Origin of the sequence: Castellaniella sp. (genome assembly GCF_034674885.1) — a bacterium.
Classification (GTDB): Bacteria; Pseudomonadota; Gammaproteobacteria; order Burkholderiales; family Burkholderiaceae_B; genus Castellaniella.
The window spans coordinates 1-24641 of sequence record NZ_JAUCDS010000022.1; the positions used below are offsets into that span (position 1 = coordinate 1).

A 24641-nucleotide genomic window follows, 5' to 3' on the forward strand; every position below is an offset into this window, starting at 1 on the left:
GAACTATTGTGCCATTAAACGATCGGAATCAGAAACCTGTACCGATCTGGAATTGGAAGACCTGCTTCTGATCGCCTTCCTTGGCGTTCAGTGCGCGGCCGAAGGACAGCTGCAGCGGTCCCAGCGGGGATTCCCAGGACAGGCCCAGACCTGCGGAATATTTCCAGCCGCAAGGATCGGCCACCTGACCATACTGCCCTTGCGAGCACGGTGAACCGTCAGTCGTGGAAATCTGTCCCACGTCGGAGAACATGAACCAGCGCAAGGTGCGGTCGCGCGAGGCCCCCGGGAACGGCAGATACAGCTGCACGTTGCCGACGATGCGCTTGGAGCCGCCCAGGTAGGTGTCGGTCAGGGAGTCGCGCGGCCCCAGAGAGGCGCCCTCGTAGCCGCGCACCGAGCCGATGCCCCCGGCGTACATGTTCTTGATGACGGGGAAGGCCTTGTCGCTGCTGCCGTAGTTCTTGGCCCAGTCCACCTGGCCGTTCAAGGCCAGCGTGAAGGCGCGACCCAGCGGCAGATAGTATTGCTGTTGCCCGGACAGCTTGTAATAGCGCAGGTCCAGGGTGGACACGTCGGCCGACAGGCGGGTATAGCTGCCCTTGTGGGGCGCCAGGGCGCTGTCGCGGGTGTCCTTGGCCCAACCCAGGCTGAAGATGCCTGCGTTGGTGGTATCGCCGTACTGGTCCACGAAATCCTGGTAGGCCAGCGGGGCTGGATTGCTGCCGGTGCGACGGATGTCCTTGAGCGAGTTGCGCTCGAAAGTCACGCCGGCAAAAATGCGGTCGACTTCCGAGATCGGCACGCCGAAGTTCAGGCCCAGGCCCATGGATTCCACCGTGTACCAGCCGGTGGAGCTGCTGTCGGACACGTCATAGGGCGTGGTGCGGCGGTAGTACAGGGACGTGGTCTTGCTGATGCCGTCCTGGGTCCAGTAGGGATTGGTGTGCGACAGCACGGCCGCGCGGTTGGTCTTGCTGGTGTTGACGTTCAGCGACAGCGAATTGCCGCTGCCAAAGACGTTGTCCTGGCTGATGCCGGCCGACAGCATGAGTTTGTCGGTGCTGCCATAGCCCACGCCCAGGCTGATCATGCCGGTGGGTTTTTCCTTGACGTCGACATTGACGTCGACCTCGTCAGGAGAGCCCGGCACCGGATCGGTCTTGACGTCGACTTCGCTGAAATAGCCCAGACGGTCGACGCGCTCTTTTGAGGTCTTGATGCTGGAGGCATCGTACCAGGCGGCTTCTTGCTGGCGCATTTCCCGGCGCACGACTTCGTCGCGGGTGCGCGTGTTGCCGCCGACGTTGATGCGGCGCACATAGACGCGCCGGCCCGGGTCAACGTAGAAGGTCAGCTTGGCCACATGGGTGTCGTGGTCCAGCGCAGGACTGGGATTGACGTTGGCGAAGGCATAGCCCAGCGACCCCAGATAGTCGGTGATGGATTTTGCCACCGCATTGGTCTTTTCCGCCGAGAAGGTCTCGCCTTCCTTGACCGTGACCAGGGGTTTGAGTTTGTCGTCCAGGCCCAGCAAATCGCCGGCCAGATCGACCTGGCCCAGTTTATAGGGTTCGCCCTCGTGCACCGTCATGGTGATGTAGATGTTCTGGCGATCAGGCGAGATCGTGACCTGCGGCGGTTCCATGGAGAATTCCAGGTAGCCGCGATCCAGGTAATAGGAGCGGATGCGCTCGACGTCGCCTTCCAGTTTTTCGCGCGAGTATTTGTTGGTGCCCGTGTACCAGGTCATCATGCCGCCCGTGGTCAGCTCCATCTGGTCTTCCAGGGTGCCGGACGAGAAGGCCTTGTTGCCGATGAATTCGATCTTGTCGATGGTGGCGACTCCGCCCTCGAAGATATCGAAGCTGACCCCGACGCGATTGCGCGGCAGCGGCGTGATGACCGGGCTGATCTGCACGCCGTACTTGCCCTTGGACAGGTATTGCTGTTTCAGTTCGAAGACGGCGCGATCCAGCATGGCCTGATCGAAGATGCGGCCTTGGCCGAAACCCACCTGGGACAGGGATTTCGACAGCGCCTTGGCGTCGAACTCGCGCATGCCGTTGAAATTGATCGAGGCGATCGTCGGGCGTTCCTTGACGGAGACGACCAGGACGTCGCCCCGGGAATCGATCTTGACGTCGCTGAAGAACCCCGTGCCGTAGAGCTTCTGGATGGCGGTGGCGGCTTCTTCTTCGGTGAAAGTCTGGCCGATCTTCACGGGCAGATAGGTGAAGATCGTACCAGGATCGACCCGTTCGATGCCCTGCACCTGAATGTCGCGCACGACGAACGGCGTGAAGGCTGCGGCCATGGCCGGTGCAAGCAACGCAGCCAGCACCAGGGGAATGGCACGCTTGATGAGACGAGAGTTCCGAAGAGACGACATCCTGGCAATCCTTTTCAGCCGCAGCAGGGACATGGGATAAGTGATGCGCGATTGTAAGTCACAATCCGATCACCTGAAAAGCCGAGAAAAATCATTGAACAAGGCGAGAAACATCAGACTGAGTACGAACCCCATCCCGATCCGCACCCCGAGGTCACGGACACGGTCGGATACAGGGCGTCCACCCCGCAAGGCCTCGATCAGATAGAACAGCAAATGACCGCCATCCAGCATGGGGATGGGCAACAGATTGAGCACGCCGATGCTGATGCTGATCAGGGCCAGGAAACGCAGATAGGCCTCCAGGCCGACACGGGCCGTCTGGCCGGCATATTCCGCTATGGTGACAGGCCCGCTGATGTTGCGCCAGGACACAGCGCCAACGACCATGCGGCCCATCATGCGCATGGTAAAGAAGCTCATGTCCCACGTACGCTGCACGCCCGACCACAGGCTGTCCAGCGGACCCAGCCGCACCAGCACCAGGGGCTGGCGCCCTTCGATGAGAGCTCCGATCCGGCCCACCGTCCGCCCGGCGTCGTCGACCATTGCCGGCGTCAGGGTGAGATCCAGGGCGGCGGACTGCCGTTCCACCCGCAGCGCCAGGGGCTGGCCCGGGTGGTCCTGCACGATCTGCACGAAGGCCTGCACGGAAGGCCGTTCATGCCCTGCCGCGGCCAGCACCAAGTCGCCGGGCTGCAGACCGGCCTGCCGGGCGACACCGTCGACAGTCACGCTGCCGATGACCGCCTGGGGTGCCTGCAAGGCGAGTCCGGCCTGAGCCAGAGGGTCGGGACCATCCGGGCCGAAATCGTGGGCGACGAACTGCAGCGCGGCCTCCCGATCCGTATCCTGCGGCGTCCGTACCGACAGTGTCACCCGTCCGCCTTCGGCCAAGGGTTCCAGCAACCGCCAGCGGGCCTGGGTCCAGGAAGCAATGGCCCGGCCATCGACGGAGGTCAGGCGATCCCCCGCCTGCAGGCCTGCCTGGGCGGCGGGCGTTCCACTGGCGGGAGCCGCCAGGATCGCGGCAGGCTCCTGGGCGCCCCACATGCCCAGCAGGGTATAAATCACAGCCGCCAGCAGCAGATTGGCCAACGGGCCGGCGGCCACGACGGCCACGCGCCGGGACAGGGGCTGCGCATTGAAGGCGGCGCGCCGCGTGGCAGCGTCGGCATCGGGCGGCGCGTCGTCCAGCATCTTCACATAACCGCCCAGCGGAATAGCCGAGAGCGCCCATTCCGTACCGCGTCGGTCATGGCGCCGCAGCAGGACCGGGCCAAAGCCGACGGAAAAGCGCAGGATGCGCACCCCGCAGCGACGGGCCACCCAATAGTGGCCCAACTCGTGGAACGTCACCAGCAGGCCCAGGGCCACGATGAAGGCAAACAGGGTGAACAGCATGAAAAATCAGCCTAAGGCGGCCTGGCAGTAGCTCGTTGCCAGTCGACGCGTATGCGCATCGAGGTACAGGACTTCATCCAGCGAGGACGGCGTCTGGACCCCAAAACGGGCGGAATCTCCCAGACAGCGTTCGATGATGGCGGGTATCTGAGTGTAGCGGATGCGGCCATGCAAAAACCCGTCTACGGCGACCTCGTTGGCCGCATTCAGGGTGATGCAGGCGCCCTGCCCCTGTTTCAGGGCATCCAGCGACAGGCGCAGGCAGGGAAAGCGACGCAGGTCGGGCGGCTCGAAATCCAGGCGCCCCAGGCGGGTGAGTTCCAGCAGGCCCACGCCGCTGTCGATGCGGTCGGGATAGCCCAGGCCAAAGGCGATGGGCGTGCGCATGTCGGGCTGGCCCAGTTGCGCCAGAATCGACCCATCCGTGTATTCGACCATGGAATGCACCACGCTTTGCGGATGGATCACAACCTGGATGCGTTCCAGCGGCATGGCAAACAGCCAATGGGCCTCGATGACCTCCAGCCCCTTGTTCAGCATGGTGGCCGAATCGACGGAAATTTTGCGGCCCATGCGCCAGTTGGGATGCGCGCAGGCCTGTTCCGGGGTGACGTGTTCCAGTTCGTCCAGCGCCGTGCAGCGAAACGGCCCCCCGGATGCCGTCAGCAGCAGGCGGCGCACGCCGGGCGCTGGCTGGCTGGGGGCCCGGGCGCGGTCGGCCGATTGCGGCAGGCACTGGAAGATGGCGTTGTGTTCGCTGTCGATGGGCAGCAGCTCGGCGCCTGCTTCCCGCACCGCCTGCATGAACAGGGAACCGGCCGCGACCAGGGCTTCCTTGTTGGCCAGCAGCACCCGCTTGCCGGCCCGGGCCGCCGCCAGGGCGCCCGGCAGGCCGGCCGCCCCCACGATCGCCGCCATCACGGCAGTGACCTCGGGATCCGCCGCAGTGTCTGCCAGTGCCTGGGCCCCCTGGCGGATTTCCGGCACAGGGCGGCGATCGGGCCAGGCAGCCAGAAAACGCTGGCGCGCGGCATCGTCGGGCACGATCACCACCCGCGCATCATGGGCGGCCGCCTGGGCCGCCAGGGACTCGATGCGGCTATGGGCGCTGAGGGCATAGACGGACAGGCGATCAGGGTGACGGGCGACGACATCCAGGGTACTGACCCCGATGGACCCCGTGGAACCCAAAATGCACAGTCGTTGGACAACAGACATGGAATTACCCGAGCAACAGCAAAAGAATGGCGGCCGGCGCCACCGGCAGCACGGCATCGATCCGATCGTACACCCCGCCGTGTCCCGGCAACAGCTGGCTGGAATCCTTGACCCCCGCGCGTCGCTTCAGCAGGGATTCGAACAGGTCGCCGACGATGGACCAGGCCGCCAGCACGATGCCGGCCAGGATCAGGGCAGGCCACCCCAGGCGCGGCAACAGCAGCGCGCCATAGCTGTCCGGCCACCAGATGGCCGTCGCCAGCAGCCAGAGCGTGGCTGCCAGCACGCCCCCGGCTGCGCCTTCCCAGGTTTTGCCAGGGCTGACACGCGGCGCCAGTTTATGGCGTCCCAGGCTGCGGCCGGTGAAATAGGCGGCGATGTCGGCGCACCAGATCAGGGCCCACAGGCTGATGAGCGCCCCGGCGCCATGTTGCAGGAAAATCCAGGACAGCGCGTACCAGGTGGCGAGCAGCGTCAGTGCGGCAGCCAGCGCCAGACCGGCGGACGGGCAGCGCTCGGGAACCTGGGCGCGCACCACCATCCAGGGAGCCGGCAACAGCCAGAACACAAGCGCCAAGGGCAGCAGGATCGTCTGGAACAGGCGATGCAGGTCCGGCTGGCCATCGACCAGCAGGCGCGATGCGATCCCCAGGATGCAGACAAACAGGACGGCCGCGCCACCGCGCGCCAGGGGGTGCGGCCACACCAGCCGCCACCATTCCCACAGGGCGCAGCCCGACATCAGCGCCAGCAGCGCCAGCATGGGCCAGGGTGTGGCCGCCGAGACGGCACCCGCGACAATCAGGAGCAGGACGATCGCGGTGAGTATTCTTTGGCGCAGCATGGGGCCCCTTCAGGTCTGTGCGCGCAATTGTTCGCTGGTGCGACCAAAGCGCCGTTCGCGGTCACGATACCAGGCAAAGGCCCGGTCGATGTCCGCAGCCCCGAAATCGGGCCAATAACAGGGCGTGAAATACAGCTCGGTGTATGCCAGCTGCCAGATCAGGAAATTGGAAATGCGCTGTTCGCCGCCGGTGCGGATGAACAGGTCAGGTTCGGGCGCATAGGCCATGGCCAACCGCTCGCCGAGGGCCTCTTCGTCCAGCCGTTCCGGATGCGCCGCCAGGTCGGGGCATTCCGCCAGCAGGACTCGAGCGGCCTGCAGGATGTCCCAGCGCCCGCCGTAGTTGGCAGCAATGGTCAGCACCAGAGCGGATTGGTCTGCGGTGCGCGCCTCGGCGTCGCGGATCAGATTGCGCAGCTTCTGGTCGAAAGGAGTCAGGTCGCCCACGATGCGCAGGCGTACGCCCTGTTCGATGAGTTTGTCGACTTCCTTTTCCAGGGTGCGCACGAACAGTTTCATCAGCAATGAAACTTCCTGGGCGGGGCGGCGCCAATTTTCGGAACTGAAGGCGAACAGCGTCAGGTATTCGACGCCACGGCGCCCGCAGGCCTCGACCGCGCGGCGCACGGCCTGCACACCACGCACATGGCCTGCCGTGCGCGGCAGCATTCGCTGCGTAGCCCAGCGGCCGTTGCCATCCATGATGATGGCCACGTGCCGGGGCGTCTGTCCGGTCGCGGGAACACTGCGCGTGGAACTGGCCTGGATCATGCCGCTGGAATCGATCGGTCGACGACGATCAGACCGTCATGATCTCGGCTTCCTTCTGGGAGACGAGCTTGTCGATATCGGCCACGTAGCGGTCCGTGAGTTTCTGGATATCGTCTTGACCGCGACGCTCGTCGTCCTCGGAGATGTCCTTGTCCTTGAGCAGCTTTTTCAGCGTGTCGTTGGCGTCACGGCGCAGATTGCGCACGGCGACCTTGGCGTCCTCGCCCTCGCCTCGCACGACCTTGGTCAGGTCGCGGCGGCGCTCTTCGGTCAGGGCGGGCATGGGCACGCGGATATTGTCACCCATCGAAATCGGGTTCAGCCCCAGATCGGATTCACGGATGGCCTTGTCGACAGCAGCCGCCATGGTCTTTTCCCAGACCTGGACACTGAGGGTACGGGCGTCCATGACGGTGACGTTGGCCACCTGGCTGACCGGCACGGGCGAACCATAGTATTCCACCTGCACGTGATCCAGGATGCCGGCATGTGCGCGGCCGGTACGGATCTTGCCCAGATTGGTCTTCAGGGATTCAATGGATTTACCCATGCGCTCGTCGGTCGAGCGTCGAATGTCGGAAAGGCTCATGAGGGTTCCTATACCTGGACCAGGGTGCCTTCGTCCTCGCCGCAGACGACGCGACGCAAGGCCCCGGGTTTGTTGATCGAAAAGACTTTGATGGGTAGCTTCTGGTCGCGGCACAACGCAAAGGCGGTGGCGTCCATGACTTCCAGGCGACGTACGATGGCCTCGTCGAAGCTGATGCGCGAATAGCGGGTGGCGTTGGGGTCCTTATTGGGATCGGCGCTGTAGATGCCGTCGACCTTGGTAGCCTTGAGGACCACTTCGGCGCCGATTTCGGCCCCGCGCAGCGCGGCGGCGGTATCCGTCGTGAAGAACGGATTGCCGGTGCCCGCCGCAAAGATCACGACCTTGCCTTCTTCCAGGTAACGCAGCGCCTTGGGGCGGATGTAGCGTTCGACCACCTGATCGATGTTCAGGGCCGACTGGACGCGGGCATCCACGCCGTGGTTTTTCAGGGCGTCCTGCAGGGCCAGGCCGTTCATGACGGTGGCCAGCATGCCCATGTAATCAGCGGTGGCGCGGTCCATGCCTTGGGCACCCGGCGCCACACCCCGGAAAATATTGCCGCCGCCGATCACGACAGCCAACTGAACCCCCAACGACACGATGCCGTGAATTTCTTCGGTCATGCGGAGAATGGTGGCTCGGTTGATGCCGAAGGCATCACCCCCCATCAGCGCCTCGCCCGACAATTTCAGAAGGACGCGCTTGTAGGCTGGATTTGACATGCACCAGGTTCCTGGAAGGACGAAACGAAAAAAACGGGTGGAGCAGACGTGCGATGGCACCGCGCGCAGCGCGATGCCATCGTACCTGAATCGGATGAAATCAGGAACCGCTGGCGGCAGCGGCGACTTCGGCGGCGAAGTCCTCGGATTTCTTCTCGATGCCCTCGCCCACCACGAACAGGGCGTAGCGGTTGATGCGGGCGCCCTTTTCCTTGAGCATCTGCTCGACGGACTGTTTGTCGTTCTTCACGAAAGGCTGCGACAGCAGGGTGACTTCCTTGAGGAACTTCTGCACCGAGCCTTCGACCATTTTCGTGACGATCTCGGCCGGCTTGCCGGATTCCTGGGCCTTCTGTTCCGCAACCGAGCGCTCGGCGGCGATCAGGGCCGGGTCCACGCCGCCCGCATCCAGAGCGCGGGGCTTGGTGGCGGCGATGTGCATGGCCAGGTCCTTGCCGACTTCTTCAGCGCCGGCGAAGTCCACCAGCACGCCGATGCGCCCACCATGCACGTAGCTGTTCAGGCCGTCCACGGTCTCAAACCGTTGGAAGCGGCGCACCGACATGTTTTCGCCGATCTTGCCGACCAGGGCCGTGCGGGTCGATTCGACGGTGCCTTCGCCCATGGCGCACTGGCCCAGGGCGGCCACGTCGGCCGGGTTCTGTTCGGCGACCAGGCGGGCCAGGTTGTTGACGAAGCCGATGAAATCATCGTTCTTGGCGACGAAGTCGGTTTCGCAGTTGACTTCGATCAGGGCACCGGTCTTGCCGCTGTCGGCGATATACAGGCCGATCAGGCCTTCGGCCGTGACGCGGCTGGCAGCCTTGGAGGCCTTGCTGCCGAGCTTGACGCGCAGCAGTTCCTCGGCACGGGCCAGGTCGCCCTCGGCTTCCGTCAGGGCTTTCTTGCATTCCATCATGGGCGCGTCGGTCTTTTCGCGCAGTTCCTTGACCATGGCAGCGGTGATTTGAGCCATTCGATTCTCCTGTTCGATCAATGCAGATACCGGCTGGTGCCGGTATCGGACGGGGTGGCGCGGGGCAAGCCCGCGCCGGAGGGGACGAGGGACGAGGAATTATTCCTCGTGCTGATCCTGCTCGACCTCGATGAATTCCTCGCCTTCGGCCAGTTCTTCGACCAGGCCGTTGAGGCTTTGCTCACGGCCAGCCAGCACGGCGTCCGCCATGCCACGGGCATACAGCGCGATGGCCTTGCTGGAGTCGTCGTTGCCGGGGATGACGTAATCGATGCCCTCGGGCGAGTGGTTGGTATCGACCACGCCGACCACCGGGATGCCCAGGGTGCGGGCCTCGGCCACGGCGATCTTGTGGTAGCCCACGTCGATGATGAACAGCGCCTCGGGCAGGGTGTTCATGTCCTTGATGCCGCCGATGGACTTGTTCAGCTTGGCCAGTTCGCGTTCGAACATGAGCGCTTCTTTCTTGCTCATGTGTTCGGTGGCGCCTTCGGCCTGCTGGGCTTCCATGTCCTTCAGGCGCTTGATGGACGTCTTGACCGTCTTGAAGTTGGTCATCATGCCGCCCAGCCAACGGCTGTCGACGTAGGGCATGCCGCAGCGCTGAGCTTCGGCCGCCACCAGTTCACGGGCAGAACGTTTCGTGCCGACGAACAGCACATTGCCGCCGCGAGCCGCCACCTGGCGCACGAATTGCGTGGCTTCCAGGTATTTCTCAACCGTGCGTTCCAGGTTGACGATATGGATCTTGTTGCGCTGGCCGAAGATGTATTCGGCCATTTTCGGGTTCCAGTAACGGGTCTGGTGGCCAAAGTGCACACCAGCTTCCAGCATTTCACGCATGAGGCTCATGGAAATTCTCCAAAGGGTTTGGTCTTGTACATGGCCAGTATCCGGGACTAACATGTCCTGCAAAAAGGACCTGCTGCCAAGACACCCATGGGCGGCCATGCACGCTATTTACAGCGAAGCCTATAATTCTACTATTCATCCTACATTTTCAGCAAGCTTCTCCCATGATTCCACTGATTACAGATCCCCAGGAACTCGACCAGATGCGCGCCGCCTGCCAGGCAGCCGCCAGCATTCTGGACTATCTGGAACCCCACGTGCGCCCGGGCGTCACCACCGGGGAACTCGAACGTCTGTGCATGGATTACCTGACCAACGTGCTGAAGGTGAAATCCGCCACCGTGGGCTACGCACCACCGGGCTATCCGCCCTACCCGGCCTCGATTTGCATCTCGGTCAACCACGTCATCTGCCACGGCATCCCCGGCGACAAGGTCCTGAAGAACGGCGACATCCTGAATATGGACATCACGATCATCAAGGACGGCTGGTTCGGCGACACCAGCCGCATGTACTACGTGGGCGAGCCCACCATCCTGGGCCGGCGACTGGCGGAAACCACCTATGAATGCATGTGGCTGGGCATCGAACAGGTGCGCCCCGGCGCCACCCTGGGCGACGTCGGCCACGCCATCCAGCAACACGCAGAAAAAGCCGGTTTTTCGGTGGTGCGCGAATACTGCGGCCACGGGGTCGGCAAGCGCTTCCACCAGGACCCCCAGGTGCTGCACTACGGCAAGCCAGGCACAGGCCTGCGCCTGGAACCCGGCATGATCTTCACGATCGAGCCCATGATCAACGCCGGTCGGCGGGAAATCCGCACCCTGGCCGACCAATGGACTGTCGTCACTCGCGACCACAGCCTGTCGGCGCAATGGGAGCACAGTATCCTGGTGACGGACCAGGGCTATGAAGTGCTGACCGTCTCGCCCGGCATGCCGGCACCCCCTGCGTTCGCCAAAGCTGCCGCCTCTGCATGATCGCCTCGCAGGACGGTGTCGCGGCCTTGCGCGGCCGCCTGCAGACGCGCCGCGCCGAAGCCATTGCAGCCTACCGCAGTCACCTGCGCCCCGAACCTCTGCTGACGGCCTTGCGCCGGATTGCGGACGAACAGGTCCGCGAACTGCTGAAGACCCACCCCATCCCCCGGGGAGCCTGCCTGGCTGCCGTAGGGGGGTACGGGCGCGGAGAGCTCTATCCGGGGTCCGACCTGGACATCCTGATCCTGCTGGAACGCAGCCCCGATGCCAATGAGCGCGATCGCATCGAAGCCCTGATCGCCGCCCTGTGGGACGTCGGCATGGAACCCGGCCACAGTGTACGCACCGTGACGCAGTGCCGCCACGAAGCCGCTGCCGACATCACCGTCCAGACCGCCTTGCTGGAAGCCCGCTGGCTGGCCGGCAGCCGTGGCCTGTTCCAGGAATTCCGCGCCCGGATGCAGGAAGACCTGGATCCGAGAGAATTCTATCTGGCCAAGCGCACTGAAATGCAGCAGCGCCACGTGCGCCATCAGGACACGCCCTATGCGCTGGAACCGAATTGCAAGGAAGCCCCCGGAGGCCTGCGCGACCTCCAGGTGCTGCTGTGGCTGGCGCGGGCGGCAGGCCTGGGCACAAGCTGGACGGCCGTCGCCCGGACCGACCTGCTGACCCCCGCCGAATTCCGTTCGTTGCGCCGGGCCGAACGCGCCTTCAAGCGGCTGCGCATCGAACTGCATCTGCTGGCGGGACGCCGGGAAGACCGGGTGCTGTTCGATCTGCAGCCACGCCTGGCCCACATCTACGGTTTCACGGACCAGCCACATCGACGGGCCAGCGAACTGCTGATGCAGCGCTACTACTGGGCCGCACGAGTGGTCTGCCAGGTGAACCGCCTGCTGATGCAAAGCCTGGAAGAACACCTGTTTCCCCAGACCCAGGCCAGCACTGCAGCCCTGGACGACGATTTCTGCGTGCGCCGCGATCACCTGGCGCTGCAGCGCCCGGACGCCTTCGAGCGCAACCCGGCCCTGCTGCTGCGCGTGTTCCTGGTGATGCAGCAGCACCCGGAACTGCAGGGCATGGCGGCGGGCACGCTGCGGGCCATATGGCATGCGCGGCGGCGCATCGACCCGCAGTTCCGCGACAACCCGGTCAACCGCAAGCAGTTCCTGCAGATCCTGCAGCAGCCGCGCGGCATCGTCCATGCCCTGCGCGACATGACGATGTGGAACATCCTGCCTCGCTACCTGCCGGTCTTTCGCCGCATCGTCGGGCAAATGCAGCACGACCTGTTCCACGCCTATACGGTGGATCAGCACATCCTGATGGTGATCCGCAACCTGCGCCGCTTCACCATGCCGGAACATGCCCAGGAATATCCCCTGGCCAGCCAGCTGATCGCCGACCTGGACGAGCATTGGCTGCTGTATGTGGCCGCGCTGTTCCACGACATCGCCAAGGGCCGGGGAGGCGACCATTCGCAACTGGGCGCAGCCGAGGTCCGCCGTTTCGCCCGCCAGCACCAGCTGCCGCGCGAGCAGGCCGATCTGGTGGAGTTCCTGGTACGCGAGCACCTGACGCTGTCACAGGTGGCGCAGAAACGCGACCTGAGCGATCCGCGCGTCATCCACGAATTCGCCACCCGGGTAGGCACGCAGCGTCGCCTGGCCGCCCTGTATCTGCTGACTGTCGCCGACATCCGGGGCACCAGCCCGCGCGTCTGGAATGCCTGGAAAGGCAAGCTGCTGGACGATCTGTACCATCAGACCCTGGCCGCGCTGGGCGGCGCCCGCCCCGATACCGGCACCATCCTGGCCTTGCGCAAGGACGCCGCCGCCGCCGAGATCCGCCGCATGGGCCTGCGCGACGAAAGCCGGGATGCCTTCTGGTCGCAGCTGGACGTGGCCTACTTCCTGCGTCACGACGCCAATGAAATCGCCTGGCACACACGGCACTTGTACCATTGCTTCCAGGGGCCGGACCCCGTGGTGCGGGCACGCGTCCTGGGGCAGAGCGAAGCCCTGCAGATCCTGGCCTATGCCCCCGACCGCGCAGATCTGTTCATGGATATCTGCACCTATTTCGACCGGCATGGGCTGAGCATCCAGGATGCCCGCATCCACACGACCCGCCAAGGTTGGGCCCTGGACAGCTTCATCGTGTTGCTGCCCGACGCGGACCGCGACTACCGGGCCCATGCCAGCCTGATCGAACACGAACTGCGAGCAGCCCTGGCAGCGCCGACCGGCGCCCAGACACCGCCATCGACCTTGCGGCGAGGCTCGCGGCGTTCCCGGGTCTTTCCCATCATGCCCAGCATCACCCTGCAGGCCGACGAGCAAGGCGGCACCTGGCGCCTGTCCGTCACCACCGCAGACCGCGTAGGCCTGCTGCACGACCTGGCCCGAGTATTCACCCGCCACGGCGTCAACCTGAAAATGGCGAAGATCATGACTCTGGGCGACCGAGTCGAGGACATCTTCATCCTGCAGGGATCCGTGCTGGAGCAGACGCGCGGCCAGTTGCAGTTCGAACGCCACATCTTCGATGCCCTGGCCGTTGAAACGGACAAGGCTCGGATTCCCGGATCTCATCCGCCTCTTTCAATCGCTGATCCCTCATGAAAACCAACCGATCCGACCGAATCCTGAGAACCACATCCCTGCTGTGCCTGGCGGCCGTGGGCTTCGCCCTGATTTCACAGCATATGTTCAATATGCGGCCCTGCGCCTGGTGCGTACTGCAACGCCTGATCCTGCTGGCCATTGCGGCCGTCTGCGGCCTGGCCAGCACCGGCTGGGGGTCGGCCCTGATCCGTCGGCTGGGCGCTGCCCTGGGGGCCGTGCTGGGCGTCTGCGGCATCATCGCCGCCTGGTATCAGTATTCCGTGGCCAGCAACGCCTTTTCCTGCGCGCAGACCTTTGCCGACCAGTTCATCGCCGGTTCCGGGCTGGATGCCGCCCTGCCCTGGCTGTTCGGCATCTACGCCAGTTGTTCGGATGCCCGCGTCAGCTTGCTGGGCATCGAATATGCGCTATGGGGGTTGATGCTGTTCGCGGTCTGCACGGCACTGTGCCTCTGGGTGCTTGCGCGAAAAGAATAGTGGGCTGCTGCGAATGGATGGGCTCCGGCCGCCGCAGCAAGCAGCCGCAGGCTGCGCAGCGTGGGGGGGCCCCATCCGTCAGTTATCGTCCGCAGTCGCCGGCGTCATGGCGCCGGAGCGGATGGGTTGGCCACGCGTCTGACTGAGACGCTCGAGATAGGCGGCATCGATGTCGCCGGTCACGTACCGGCCGCTGAAGCAGGACGATTCAAATTCACTCAGCGCGGGGTTCAGGTCGCGCAGCGACTGCTCCAGATCAGCCAGATCCTGGTAGACCAGGCCGTCGGCACCGATCTCATGGGCGATCTGATCCGTGTCGCGGCCCGTGGCGATCAACTCGGCCTGAGTCGGCATGTCGATGCCGTAGACGTTGGGGTAGCGCACAGCCGGAGCGGCCGACGCGAAATAGACCTTGTTGGCGCCAGCCGCGCGGGCCATGTCCACGATCTCCCGGCTGGTGGTGCCGCGCACGATGGAATCGTCCACCAGCAGCACGTTCTTGCCGCGAAATTCGAGATCAATGGCGCTGAGCTTCTGGCGCACGGACTTCTTGCGCACGGCCTGGCCGGGCATGATGAACGTACGCCCCACGTAACGGTTCTTGATGAAGCCCTCGCGGTAGTTAAGGCCCAGCCGCGAGGCCAGCTGCATGGCAGATGGTCGGGACGAATCCGGAATCGGCATGACCACGTCCACGTCGCCCAGGCGCAGGGTCTTGGCGACCTTGTCGGCCAGGTATTCCCCCATGTGCAGGCGAGCGTCATAGATGGATATCCCGTCCATGATGGAATCGGGGCGGGCGAAATACACGTATTCGAAGACACAGGGGGTCTGCAACGCGTCCGGATCGCCGCACGGTTCATGACTGACCTCACCGTCCTCGGTGATCACCAATGCCTCTCCGGGCGCAATGTCGCGCACCAGTGCGAAGCCGTTGCCGGTCAGCGCGACGGATTCAGAGGCCAGCATCCATTCCGTGCCGGCCTCTGATTCGCGGCGGCCCAGGCATAGCGGGCGGATACCGTGCGGATCGCGGAACGCCACCAGGCCGAAGCTGCTGATACGGGCAATGACGGCGTAGGCGCCCTTGGCTCGGCGATGCACCGCCCGCACCGCCTGGAACACCGCATTGGCGTCCAGGGTGATGCCATTGGACGCCTGCTGCAATTCATGGGCGAAGACGTTGAGCAGGACTTCGGAATCCGAATTGGTGTTGATGTGGCGCCGGTCGTGCTTGAACAGGGACTCGCGCAGTTCGCGCCAGTTGGTCAGGTTGCCGTTGTGCACGAAGGTGATGCCGAACGGCGCGTTCACGTAGAAGGGCTGGGCCTCGTCCACGCTGGCGCTGGACCCCGCCGTGGGATAGCGCACCTGCCCCACCCCGCTGTTGCCGGGCAAGGCCCGCATGTTGCGGGTGCGAAAGACGTCGCGCACCAGGCCGTGGGCCTTGTGCATGCTGAAGAACTGGTCGTGCGCCGTGGCGATGCCGGCGGCATCCTGGCCCCGGTGCTGCAAAAGCAGCAGACTGTCGTAAATCAGCTGATTGACAGGGCTGGCGCCCATGACGCCGACGATTCCACACATGGTTGAGTTCCGAACTAGTAAGGAAGTAGCTGCGCCACATCGGCGGGCAGCAGGAATTTGACTTGCTGAAAGCCTTTGGTCAGTGCCGCCGAGGTGCGTGCCTGCTGCCACCAGGGCTCGCGGGGCAACTCGGTATAACCGGCCAGGCCGACCAGTGCCAGCACCAGCACCAGGCCGCGCACTGCGCCGAACACGGCCCCCAGACCATGATCGGCAGGCGTCAGGCCAGTGCGGTCCACGAGCGCCCCCAGGGCCATGTTCAACAGTCCGACGGCCAGCAGTGCCAGGATGAAGATGGCTCCGTAGGCGGCCAGCGTGCGCAGCAGGCCGTTCTCGATCAGGGTGTCGAGCCACAAGGAGGCTGTCGGCCCCCACCAGATCGCGGCGACGAAGGCCGCCACGTAGGCGACCAGAGACAGGACTTCCCGCAGGAACCCGCGCAGCAGGCCGATCAGGCTGGATACCACCACGATCGTCAGGACGATGTAGTCGAAGCTGGTCACTTGTCGGAAATCAGGCCGTTCTGATACCCCAGTGCCCGCAGTCGGGCCTGGGCGGCCTGGGCGGCCTCGTGCGAACCAAAGGGACCCACCCGCAGGCGGTAGACTGTGCGCCCACCCGACTGCCCACGTTCGACGTAGGCATCGGTCACTCCGGATTGACGCAGACTGTCGCGACGGCTCTGGGCGTCCTGCTCGGTCGTGTAGGCTGCCACCTGCAGGTAATAGCGCCCCTGCCCGGACGCGGCAGCCGGCGCCGCGCTGCCACGGGCGGCCGCCGGGGACTTGCCGGACAGCAAGGCCAACGCTACTGATCCATCGTCGGTGCGCTCAGCGGGCCTGGTACTGGGTTTGACCGGCTTTTCTGTTTCAACAGGTGTTTTGCCGGCCGCCGACGGCGTGGTTTGCGGCACAGCGGGTTTGGCGGCGGGCGGCGATTCGGGCGCCGCAGGCGGCGTCACAGTCGCCAACTGGCCGTTCCCATCAGCGGAGGACGTCCCTGCCGTGGCATCCAACGGTGCCTTGGGTGGTTCACCGCCCTGGGCGACGGCGCCCTCGGCCGGGGTGCCGGCAGATGCCGGAGCGGTCGGCGCGACTGCGTCTGCAGGAGCGGGCGTGCTGACAGGCGGCAGGCCTGCGGGCGTGGCGGGCACGACTACCGGCGCATGCGTTTCATCGGGCGCGGGTTCGTCGAACAGCCAAGGCACCACGATGAAAGCCGCCAGCACCAGAGCCAGCGCGCCGATCAGACGACGGCGCGCCTTGCTGCGCAGTTCTTTCAGCTGAGCCTCGCTGGCGCCACCGGAACGCGTCGCGCGTTTCCCTGTGTCAGTCCCATGACGAAAAAGCATCGTGCAGCTTACCCGTTAGCAAGGGCGGGCGACGCTCCCGCCCGATCAAGAAAGGACGTCCCGGCCTTCCTGGCGCAGGACTTGAAGTACCGGGCCGACCGTCGCAAATGACCCGAACACGAGAATTCTATCATTGTCGCCTGCCAGTTTCCGGGCTTCGGCAAAGGCTTGTTCCGGACTGTCAAATGTGGAAACCTGCACGTCCCGGGCGGCAACGGCCGGCCTGGGCGCCGCCCGCACACCCGGTTTCTGGTCGCCGCGCTTGATCTCGGCCGCCTGGGCGACGAAGGGATCTACGGGGGCCGCGTCACCGGCAATACGATGCACGGCCTCGGCCAGTTCCTGTGCAGTAGTGCCGCGTGGCCCGCCCAGCGTTGCACACAGCCAGCGATCCACCCGACGCGACAGGCGCGACAGCGTGGCTTCGATGTCTTTGTCGTGCAGCATGCCGACCACGGCATAGGTATGGGGATAGTGCCCCATGCTGTCCAGATTCTGCCCCAGGGTAGCGGCTGCGTGGGGGTTGTGGCCGACATCCAGGATCGTGGCAGGCAGCCCCGGCAGGATCTGCATGCGCCCGGGCAGGCTGACGTGCAGCAGGCCCTGGCGCACATTCTGCTGAGTGACCACCAGCCGGTCCCGCAGGTTTTCCAGCGCGGCCAGGGCCGCCGAGGCGTTCAACAGCTGATTGGCGCCACGCAGGGCCGGATAACCCAGGGCATTGCGGCGCTGGCTGCGCCCGCCGTAGGCCCATTGCTGGCGGTCGCCCGAATAGTTGAAGTCGATGCCGAAACGCCAAAGATCGGCGCCGATCTCGGCGGCATAGTCGATCACGGTCTGGGGCGGCACGGGGTCGGCGCAGACCGCCGGCTTGCCCGGACGGAAGATATGCGCCTTTTCCCAGCCGATGGCCTCGCGGGTATTGCCCAGGTAGGCCATGTGATCCAGATCCACGCTGGTCAGGATGGCGCAGTCGGTGTCGATCAGATTGACGGCGTCCAGGCGTCCGCCCAGGCCGACCTCCAGCACCACCACGTCCAGGTTCGACGCCTGGAACAGCAGCAGGGCCGCCAGCGTCGTCATTTCGAAGTACGTCAGGGTGGTGTCGCCACGCGTGGCCTCGATGCGTTCGAGCTGCGCGACGATGTCGGCGTCCGAGGCCTCCTGGCCGTTGACGCGAATGCGCTCGTTGAAGCGCAACAGATGCGGCGAGGTGTACTGCCCCACCCGATAATTGGCGTCCAGCAGGATGGCTTCCAGCATGGCACAGGTGGAACCCTTGCCATTGGTGCCGGCTACGGTGATCTTGACGCAATCCAGGGACAATTCCAGGCGCTCGGCCACTGACCGGATACGGTCCAGACCCAGGTCGATGGCCTTGGGATGCAGGGTTTCCAGATAAGCCAGCCAGTCGGCCAGCGCAGCGCCTTGGGCGGGAGCAATCGATGACATGAGAATGACAATCACAAAGAAAACGGCAGGTGCTGATAGTAGCACCCGCCGCCAGGAAGAACGCCGGACACCCCCACTGCCTGTACTGCCAGCCATAGGGGCTCCGGATACCACTATTGCCAGTGCTGCCGGCCTAGAGGCCCCGGATACCACTACTGCCAGTGCCGCCAGCCATGGAGGCTCCGGCCGCCGGGATGAACCCGGACACGGGACAGTCCCTGCGGACTGACCCGTGCCTGGTGAATCCGAGCAGCCTGCAGGCTGCGAGGTGGGCGGATTACTTTTTCCGAGCCGGCGGCACGTCCGTGCAGTGGCCGTCGGCGACTTCGGCAGCCATGCCGATGGATTCGCCCAGGGTCGGGTGCGGGTGGATGGTCTTGCCGATATCCACTGAATCCGCGCCCATCTCGATGGCCAGGGCGACTTCGCTGATCAGATCGCCCGCGTGGGTGCCGACAATGCCGCCTCCCAGGATACGGCCGGTCTCGGCGTCGAACAGCAGCTTGGTGAAGCCTTCGTCGCGGCCATTGGCGATGGCCCGCCCGGAGGCCTGCCAGGGGAACAGGCCCTTCTTCAGGGCAACGCCCTGCTTCTTGGCGTCTTCCTCGGTCAGACCGACCCAGGCAACTTCCGGATCCGTATAGGCGACGGACGGGATCACGCGGGCATCGAAGTAGGCTTTTTCACCTGCAATGGCCTCGGCGGCAACGTGCGCTTCGTGCACGGCCTTGTGAGCCAGCATGGGCTGCCCCACGATGTCGCCAATGGCATAGATGTGCGGCACATTGGTGCGCATCTGCTTGTCGACGTCGATGAAGCCCCGGTCGCTGACCGCCACCCCGGCGTTTTCCGCGCCGATCTTCTTGCCGTTGGGCGCGCGGCCCACGGCCTGCAGGACCAGGTCGTAGCGCTGGGGTTCCTTCGGGGCGGCCTCGCCCTCGAAGGTCACCCAGATGCCGTCGTCCTTGGCCTCGGCGGCCACCGTCTTGGTTTTCAGCATGACGTGGTCGAAGCGCCGGGCATTCATCTTGTCCCAGACCTTGACCAGGTCACGGTCCGCGCCGGTCATCAGAGTGGGCAGCATCTCCACGACATCCAGGCGGGCGCCCAGCGCGGAATAGACCGTGCCCATTTCCAGGCCGATGATGCCCCCGCCGATGATCAGCATGCGCTGTGGAATCGACTTCAGCGCCAGGGCCCCGGTCGAATCGACGATGCGCGGATCGTCCGGCAGGAACGGCAGCTTCACGGACTGGCTGCCGGCGGCGATGATGGCCGAGGCGAACTTCACCGTAGTCCGACCGCCATCGGCCTTGCTCACCGTCAGGTGGTGCGGATCGGCAAAGGCGCCGACACCCTGGATGACGGTGACCTTGCGAGCCTTGGCCATGCCGGCCAGGCCACCGGTCAGCTTGCCGACCACGCTGTCCTTGTAGCCACGCAGGGCATCCAGGTCGATCTTGGGTTCGGCAAAGCTGATGCCGTGGCCCGCCAGGGATTTGGCCTCTTCCAGCACACTCACGGTGTGCAGCAGGGCCTTGGACGGAATGCAGCCTACGTTCAGGCAGACCCCGCCCAGGGTGGCGTAGCGCTCGACCAGCACGACCTTCAGGCCCAGGTCGGCTGCCCGGAAGGCGGCCGAATAGCCGCCGGGGCCGGCGCCCAGGACCAGCACGTCGCAGTCTGCATCCGCCGTGCCGGCAAACTGAGCGGCTGCCGGCGCCGGCTGGTCAGCTGGCGCTGCTGCAGGTGCAGGCGCCGCAGGTGCGGGGGCCGCAGGGGTGGCCGCCGCTACCGGCGCGTCGGTCGGCGCCTTGGCGGCGCCACCCTGTGCTTCCACGCGCAGGATGGTTGCGCCCTGGGCGACCTTGTCGCCGATCTTGACCAGGATTTCCTTGACCACCCCGCCCTGATCGGCCGGGATTTCCATGGAAGCCTTGTCGGACTCCACCGTGATCAGACTTTGCTCGGGGGCGATGGTGTCACCCACGGCCACCAGGATCTCGATCACGTCTACCTGATCGAAATCGCCAATATCCGGAACGTTGATGTCAGTCAGACTCATGCGTGCCCCCTTACAGGATGATGCGGCGGAAATCCGCCAGCAGGCCGGCCAGATAGGCATTGAAGCGCGCCGCCGACGCACCATCGATCACGCGGTGATCGTAGGACAGCGACAAGGGCAGCATCAGGCGCGGCTGGAAGGCTGCGCCATCCCAGACAGGCTGCATGGCCGAACGCGACACCCCCAGGATGGCGACTTCGGGCGCATTGATGATGGGCGTGAAGTCGGTGCCGCCGATGCCGCCCAGGGACGAAATCGAGAAGCAACCGCCCTGCATCTGCGCGGGAGACAGCTTTCCTTCGCGAGCCTGTGCAGCCAGTTCGGAGGTTTCCGTGGCCAGCTGCAGCACGCCTTTCTTGTCGGCATCGCGGATCACCGGCACGACCAGTCCGTTGGGCGTGTCGGCGGCGAAACCGATGTGGTAGTAGTGCTTCAGAACCAGGTTGTCGCCGTCCAGGGACGCGTTGAATTCCGGGAACTTCTTCAGGGCCGCCACGACGGCCTTGATCAGGAAGGCCAGCATGGTGACTTTGATGCCGGTTTTCTTGTTTTCCGCATTCAACTGCTGGCGCAGGGCTTCCAGGTCGGTGATGTCGGCCACGTCGTTGTTGGTGACGTGCGGAATCATGACCCAGTTGCGATGCAGATTGGCGCCGGAGATTTTCTTGATGCGCGACAGCGGCTTGGATTCGATTTCGCCGAATTTGGCAAAGTCGACCTTGGGCCAGCCCAGCACGCTGAAGCCTTCGCCCGCCGGCAGGGTAGAGCCCACCGGGCTGGCGCCACCTGTCGCCAGGGCCTGCTTCACGTAGGCGCGCACGTCATCGGCGGTGATGCGGTTCTTCGGTCCGGTGCCGCTGACATGGGCCAGATTGACGCCCAGTTCGCGAGCGAACTGCCGCACTGAAGGCGAGGCGTGCGGCAGATTGCGCAAGGGCAACTCGGCTTCGGCAAATGCTGCTGTCGGCGAGGTGCGGTCCGGGGCGCTGGAAGCCATGGTCGGCGCAGGCGCCGGAGCGGCCACAGGCGCCGGCGCCGGTGCCGGTGCGGATTCAGCCTGGGCGACAGGTGCCGGAGCAGGCGCAGCAGATGATTGGGGGGCCTCTGCAGCCGGCTGTTCGGCAGCAGCGCTGCCTTCGGCGGCTTCGACTTCCAGGATCACGGCCCCTTCCGCGACCTTGTCGCCTACCTTGATCTTGATGGTCTTGACCACCCCGCCCTGCGAGGCGGGGATTTCCATCGAGGCCTTGTCCGATTCCACGGTGATCAGGCTTTGTTCGGCCTGGATCGTATCGCCCACGGCGACCAGGACCTCGATGACATCGACCTGGTCGAAATCACCGATGTCGGGGACTTTGATTTCCACGATGCTCATGTTCCTGGCCCTCCTTAGGCGTGATGCGGGTTGGCCTTGTCGGCTTCAATCCCGTATTTGGCGATGGCTTCGGCGCATTTCTTGATGTCGATGGAGCCTTCGTCGGCCAGGCTGCGCAAGGCGGCCAGCACGATGAAGTGGCGATCGATCTCGAAGTGCTTGCGCAGTTCGGAACGGAAGTCTGAACGACCAAAGCCGTCGGTGCCCAGGACCTTGAAGTGGCGCCCATCGGGGATGAAGGGACGGATCATGTCGCCATAGGCCTTGATGTAGTCGGTGGAGACAATGATCGGACCCTGGGTGCCCTTGAGCTGCTTGGTCACGTAGGCTTCCTGGGCAGTCTCGGTCGGATGCAGCAGGTTGTGGCGTTCCACGTCCAGGCCGTCGCGGCGCAATTCGGTGAAACTGGTCGCGCTCCAGACATCCGAGGTCACGCCCCAGTCCTTTTCCAGCAGTTCCTGGGCCGCCATGACTTCGCGCAGGATGGTGCCCGAGCCCATCAGCTGCACGTGGGTCTTGGCCGGCTTGGCGCTGGACTGCAATTTGTACATGCCGCGCAGGATGCCTTCCTCGTCGCCGGCCTTCAGGCCAGGATGCGGGTAGTTCTCGTTCATCACGGTGATGTAGAAGAACACGTCTTCCTGGTCGTGCATCATGCGCTGCAGGCCGCTGCGGATGATGACCGCGACTTCGTGGGCAAAGGCGGGATCGTAGGCCACGCAGTTGGGAATGAGCGAAGCCTGGATGTGGCTGTGGCCGTCCTCGTGCTGCAGGCCTTCGCCGTTCAGGGTGGTGCGCCCCGCCGTGCCGCCCAGCACGAAGCCGCGCGCCAGCATGTCGCCCGCCGCCCAGGCGTGGTCGCCGAAGCGCTGGAACCCGAACATCGAGTAGTAGATGAAGAACGGGATCATGATGGTGTTGCTGACGGAATACGACGTCGCCGCCGCAATCCAGGAGCTGAACCCGCCCGCCTCGTTGATGCCTTCTTGCAGCAGCTGGCCGTTTTCCGCTTCGCGGTAGTACATCACCTGGCCCTTGTCGACCGGCACGTATTTCTGCCCTTCGGGGGCGTAGATGCCGATCTGGCGGAACAGGCCTTCCATGCCGAAGGTACGCGATTCATCGACCAGAATGGGCACGACGCGCGGCGCCAGGTCCTTGTCGCGCAGGATCTGGTTGAGCACCCGTACGAAGGCCTGGGTGGTGGAAATTTCCCGCCCTTCGGCCGTGGGTTCGAGCACAGCCTTGAAAGTGTCCAGCGGCGGCACCGGCAGAGACTGGTCGGCCTTGACGCGGCGATGCGGCAGGTAGCCGCCCAGCGCCTTGCGGTGTTCGTGCAGGTATTTCATTTCCGGCGAATCTTCGGCCGGCTTGAAATACGGGATCTGGTCGACCTGATCGTCGGGGATGGGGATATTGAAGCGATCGCGGAATTCGCGCACCGAGTCGATGTCCAGTTTTTTCTGCTGGTGGGTCGGGTTCTTCGCCTGCCCCACGTGGCCCATGCCATAGCCCTTGATGGTCTTGGCCAGGATCACGGACGGCTGGCCCTTGTGGCCGGCGGCGGCGGCAAATGCAGCGTAGACCTTGTGGGGATCGTGGCCGCCACGATTCAGGCGCCAGACGTCTTCGTCGCTCATGCGGCTGACCATCTCCAGCAGCTTGGGGTGCTTGCCGAAAAATTTCTCGCGCACGAACTTGCCGTCGTTGGCCTTGTAGGCCTGGTATTCGCCGTCGACAGTTTCTTCCATGACGCGGCGCAGGATGCCTTCTTTGTCACGAGCAAACAGGGGGTCCCAGTAACCGCCCCAGATCAGCTTCAGCACGTTCCAGCCATTGCCGCGGAAGGCGCCTTCCAGTTCCTGGATGATCTTGCCGTTGCCGCGCACCGGACCGTCCAGGCGCTGCAGGTTGCAGTTGACGACGAAAATCAGGTTGTCGAGTTTTTCCCGCGAGGCCAGGCCGATCGCGGCCAGGGATTCGGGTTCGTCGATTTCACCGTCGCCCAGGAACACCCAGACCTTGCGGTCGGCCGTATTGGCCAGGCCCCGGGCGTGCAGGTATTTCAGGAAGCGGGCCTGGTAGATCGCCATCATGGGCCCCAGGCCCATGGACACTGTGGAGAACTGCCAGAAACTCGGCATGAGTTTGGGGTGCGGGTAGGACGACAGGCCCTTGCCCTTGCCACCGACTTCCTGACGGAACCAGTCCAGGTTTTCCTCGGTCAGGCGGCCTTCGAGAAAAGCGCGGGAATACATCCCGGGCGAGGAGTGCCCCTGGAAATACACCAGGTCGCCGCCATGTTCCGGCGATTCGGCATGCCAGAAGTGATTCTGGCCGCATTCGATCATGGTCGCCAGCGAGGCGAACGACGCGATGTGGCCGCCCAGGCTGCCGCCGTCGGCCGGTTCGTGCTTGTTGGCCTTGACCACCATGGCCATGGCGTTCCAGCGAATGTAGGAACGGATGCGTTCTTCCAGAACCATGTTGCCTGGGTGCGGAGGCTCCAGCCCGGGAGGGATCGTATTCACATAGGCCGTATTCAAGGAATACGGAATGTGCGCGCCCGAGCGGCGTGCGAGATCGATCAAGCTTTCAATCAGGAAATGGGCGCGTTCGGCGCCTTCCCGGTCGAGGACGGCTTCGAGCGCGTCGAGCCATTCCTGGGTTTCCTGCCGATCGGGATCCGCCACAGCGGCCTGAGCTTGTTCAAGAGAGGACATAAGGTGTGTCTCCTGTGTGGTTCGAGGGCGCGACCACACATCGCGCCTGCCAGAAATTACGCCGGATGCTGAGGGTGTCCTGAACACGAACATATCCAGGGGTCCGGCACCTGCATCCATTCTAGGAAAGACCTCGGTTCCACACAAGGGAAATTTCATCTCGTGGTATGAATTTTTATTATGTGAAAAATTGAATACCGATTTCGCGTCTAAAATGGCGCAATCGCAAGACCA

Annotated in this window: 19 protein-coding genes; 3 read left to right on the forward strand and 16 right to left on the reverse strand. The window is 64.4% G+C overall.

Features of this window, described 5'->3' with window-relative positions; all coding sequences use genetic code 11:
* Positions 1-28: 28 nt before the first annotated feature.
* The 9 genes from bamA to rpsB all read right to left on the reverse strand — a co-directional run bounded on the left by bamA (position 29) and on the right by rpsB (position 9771).
* Positions 29-2392: an outer membrane protein assembly factor BamA gene (bamA, locus tag VDP74_RS11695; RefSeq protein WP_322999813.1), complete on the reverse strand. Its 2364-nt coding sequence runs from the start codon at positions 2390-2392 to the stop codon at positions 29-31.
* 69 nt (positions 2393-2461) lie between these two features.
* On the reverse strand, positions 2462-3796 hold the full coding sequence (rseP, locus tag VDP74_RS11700; protein ID WP_322999814.1) for an RIP metalloprotease RseP: 1335 nt from the start codon (positions 3794-3796) through the stop codon (positions 2462-2464).
* A 6-nt stretch (positions 3797-3802) separates the two neighbouring features.
* A complete protein-coding gene (locus VDP74_RS11705) occupies positions 3803-5014 on the reverse strand; it encodes a 1-deoxy-D-xylulose-5-phosphate reductoisomerase (protein ID WP_322999815.1) in 1212 nt (403 codons plus the stop codon).
* A 4-nt stretch (positions 5015-5018) separates the two neighbouring features.
* A complete protein-coding gene (locus VDP74_RS11710; protein WP_322999816.1) occupies positions 5019-5858 on the reverse strand; it encodes a phosphatidate cytidylyltransferase in 840 nt (279 codons plus the stop codon).
* A 9-nt stretch (positions 5859-5867) separates the two neighbouring features.
* Complete coding sequence (gene uppS / locus VDP74_RS11715) at positions 5868-6626, reverse strand: polyprenyl diphosphate synthase (RefSeq protein WP_322999852.1); 759 nt, start codon at positions 6624-6626, stop codon at positions 5868-5870.
* Between the two features lie 31 nt (positions 6627-6657).
* Positions 6658-7218 (reverse strand): ribosome recycling factor, encoded by a 561-nt coding sequence (gene frr / locus VDP74_RS11720; protein WP_322999817.1) that lies wholly within the window; start codon positions 7216-7218, stop codon positions 6658-6660.
* A gap of 8 nt (positions 7219-7226) precedes the next feature.
* Positions 7227-7943 (reverse strand): UMP kinase, encoded by a 717-nt coding sequence (gene pyrH / locus VDP74_RS11725; protein WP_322999818.1) that lies wholly within the window; start codon positions 7941-7943, stop codon positions 7227-7229.
* Between the two features lie 100 nt (positions 7944-8043).
* Positions 8044-8919, reverse strand: coding sequence for a translation elongation factor Ts (gene tsf / locus VDP74_RS11730; RefSeq protein ID WP_322999819.1), 876 nt, complete (start codon positions 8917-8919; stop codon positions 8044-8046).
* A 99-nt stretch (positions 8920-9018) separates the two neighbouring features.
* On the reverse strand, positions 9019-9771 hold the full coding sequence (rpsB, locus tag VDP74_RS11735; RefSeq protein ID WP_322999820.1) for a 30S ribosomal protein S2: 753 nt from the start codon (positions 9769-9771) through the stop codon (positions 9019-9021).
* Between the two features lie 167 nt (positions 9772-9938).
* Here rpsB and map point away from each other — a divergent pair, with 167 nt between their 5' ends.
* From map to VDP74_RS11750, 3 genes are read left to right on the forward strand one after another with little or no spacing between them, the layout of a single operon-like run.
* Entirely contained in the window at positions 9939-10751 is an 813-nt protein-coding gene (map, locus tag VDP74_RS11740; RefSeq protein WP_322999853.1) for a type I methionyl aminopeptidase, read from the forward strand.
* The gene (locus VDP74_RS11745; protein WP_322999821.1) at positions 10748-13378 is read left to right on the forward strand and encodes a [protein-PII] uridylyltransferase; all 2631 of its coding nucleotides are present in this window, start codon (positions 10748-10750) and stop codon (positions 13376-13378) included. The genes map and VDP74_RS11745 overlap by 4 nt, the downstream gene beginning before the upstream one ends.
* Entirely contained in the window at positions 13375-13857 is a 483-nt protein-coding gene (locus tag VDP74_RS11750; RefSeq protein WP_322999822.1) for a disulfide bond formation protein B, read from the forward strand. The genes VDP74_RS11745 and VDP74_RS11750 overlap by 4 nt, the downstream gene beginning before the upstream one ends.
* A 78-nt stretch (positions 13858-13935) precedes the next feature.
* On the opposite strand, the gene purF is transcribed toward VDP74_RS11750, so the two are convergent.
* The 7 genes from purF to aceE all read right to left on the reverse strand — a co-directional run bounded on the left by purF (position 13936) and on the right by aceE (position 24407).
* Positions 13936-15441, reverse strand: a complete 1506-nt coding sequence (gene purF, locus VDP74_RS11755; protein WP_322999823.1) for an amidophosphoribosyltransferase — start codon at positions 15439-15441, stop codon at positions 13936-13938.
* A gap of 14 nt (positions 15442-15455) precedes the next feature.
* Positions 15456-15944: a CvpA family protein gene (locus VDP74_RS11760; protein WP_322999824.1), complete on the reverse strand. Its 489-nt coding sequence runs from the start codon at positions 15942-15944 to the stop codon at positions 15456-15458.
* Entirely contained in the window at positions 15941-16792 is an 852-nt protein-coding gene (locus tag VDP74_RS11765; protein ID WP_322999825.1) for an SPOR domain-containing protein, read from the reverse strand. The genes VDP74_RS11760 and VDP74_RS11765 overlap by 4 nt, the downstream gene beginning before the upstream one ends.
* A gap of 45 nt (positions 16793-16837) precedes the next feature.
* Positions 16838-18244: a bifunctional tetrahydrofolate synthase/dihydrofolate synthase gene (gene folC / locus VDP74_RS11770; RefSeq protein WP_322999826.1), complete on the reverse strand. Its 1407-nt coding sequence runs from the start codon at positions 18242-18244 to the stop codon at positions 16838-16840.
* Positions 18245-18521: 277 nt separating this feature from the next.
* Positions 18522-20309, reverse strand: a complete 1788-nt coding sequence (gene lpdA / locus VDP74_RS11775; RefSeq protein ID WP_322999827.1) for a dihydrolipoyl dehydrogenase — start codon at positions 20307-20309, stop codon at positions 18522-18524.
* A 10-nt stretch (positions 20310-20319) separates the two neighbouring features.
* A complete protein-coding gene (gene aceF, locus VDP74_RS11780; protein ID WP_322999828.1) occupies positions 20320-21684 on the reverse strand; it encodes a dihydrolipoyllysine-residue acetyltransferase in 1365 nt (454 codons plus the stop codon).
* Positions 21685-21698: 14 nt separating this feature from the next.
* A complete protein-coding gene (gene aceE, locus VDP74_RS11785; RefSeq protein WP_322999829.1) occupies positions 21699-24407 on the reverse strand; it encodes a pyruvate dehydrogenase (acetyl-transferring), homodimeric type in 2709 nt (902 codons plus the stop codon).
* Positions 24408-24641: the final 234 nt, after the last annotated feature.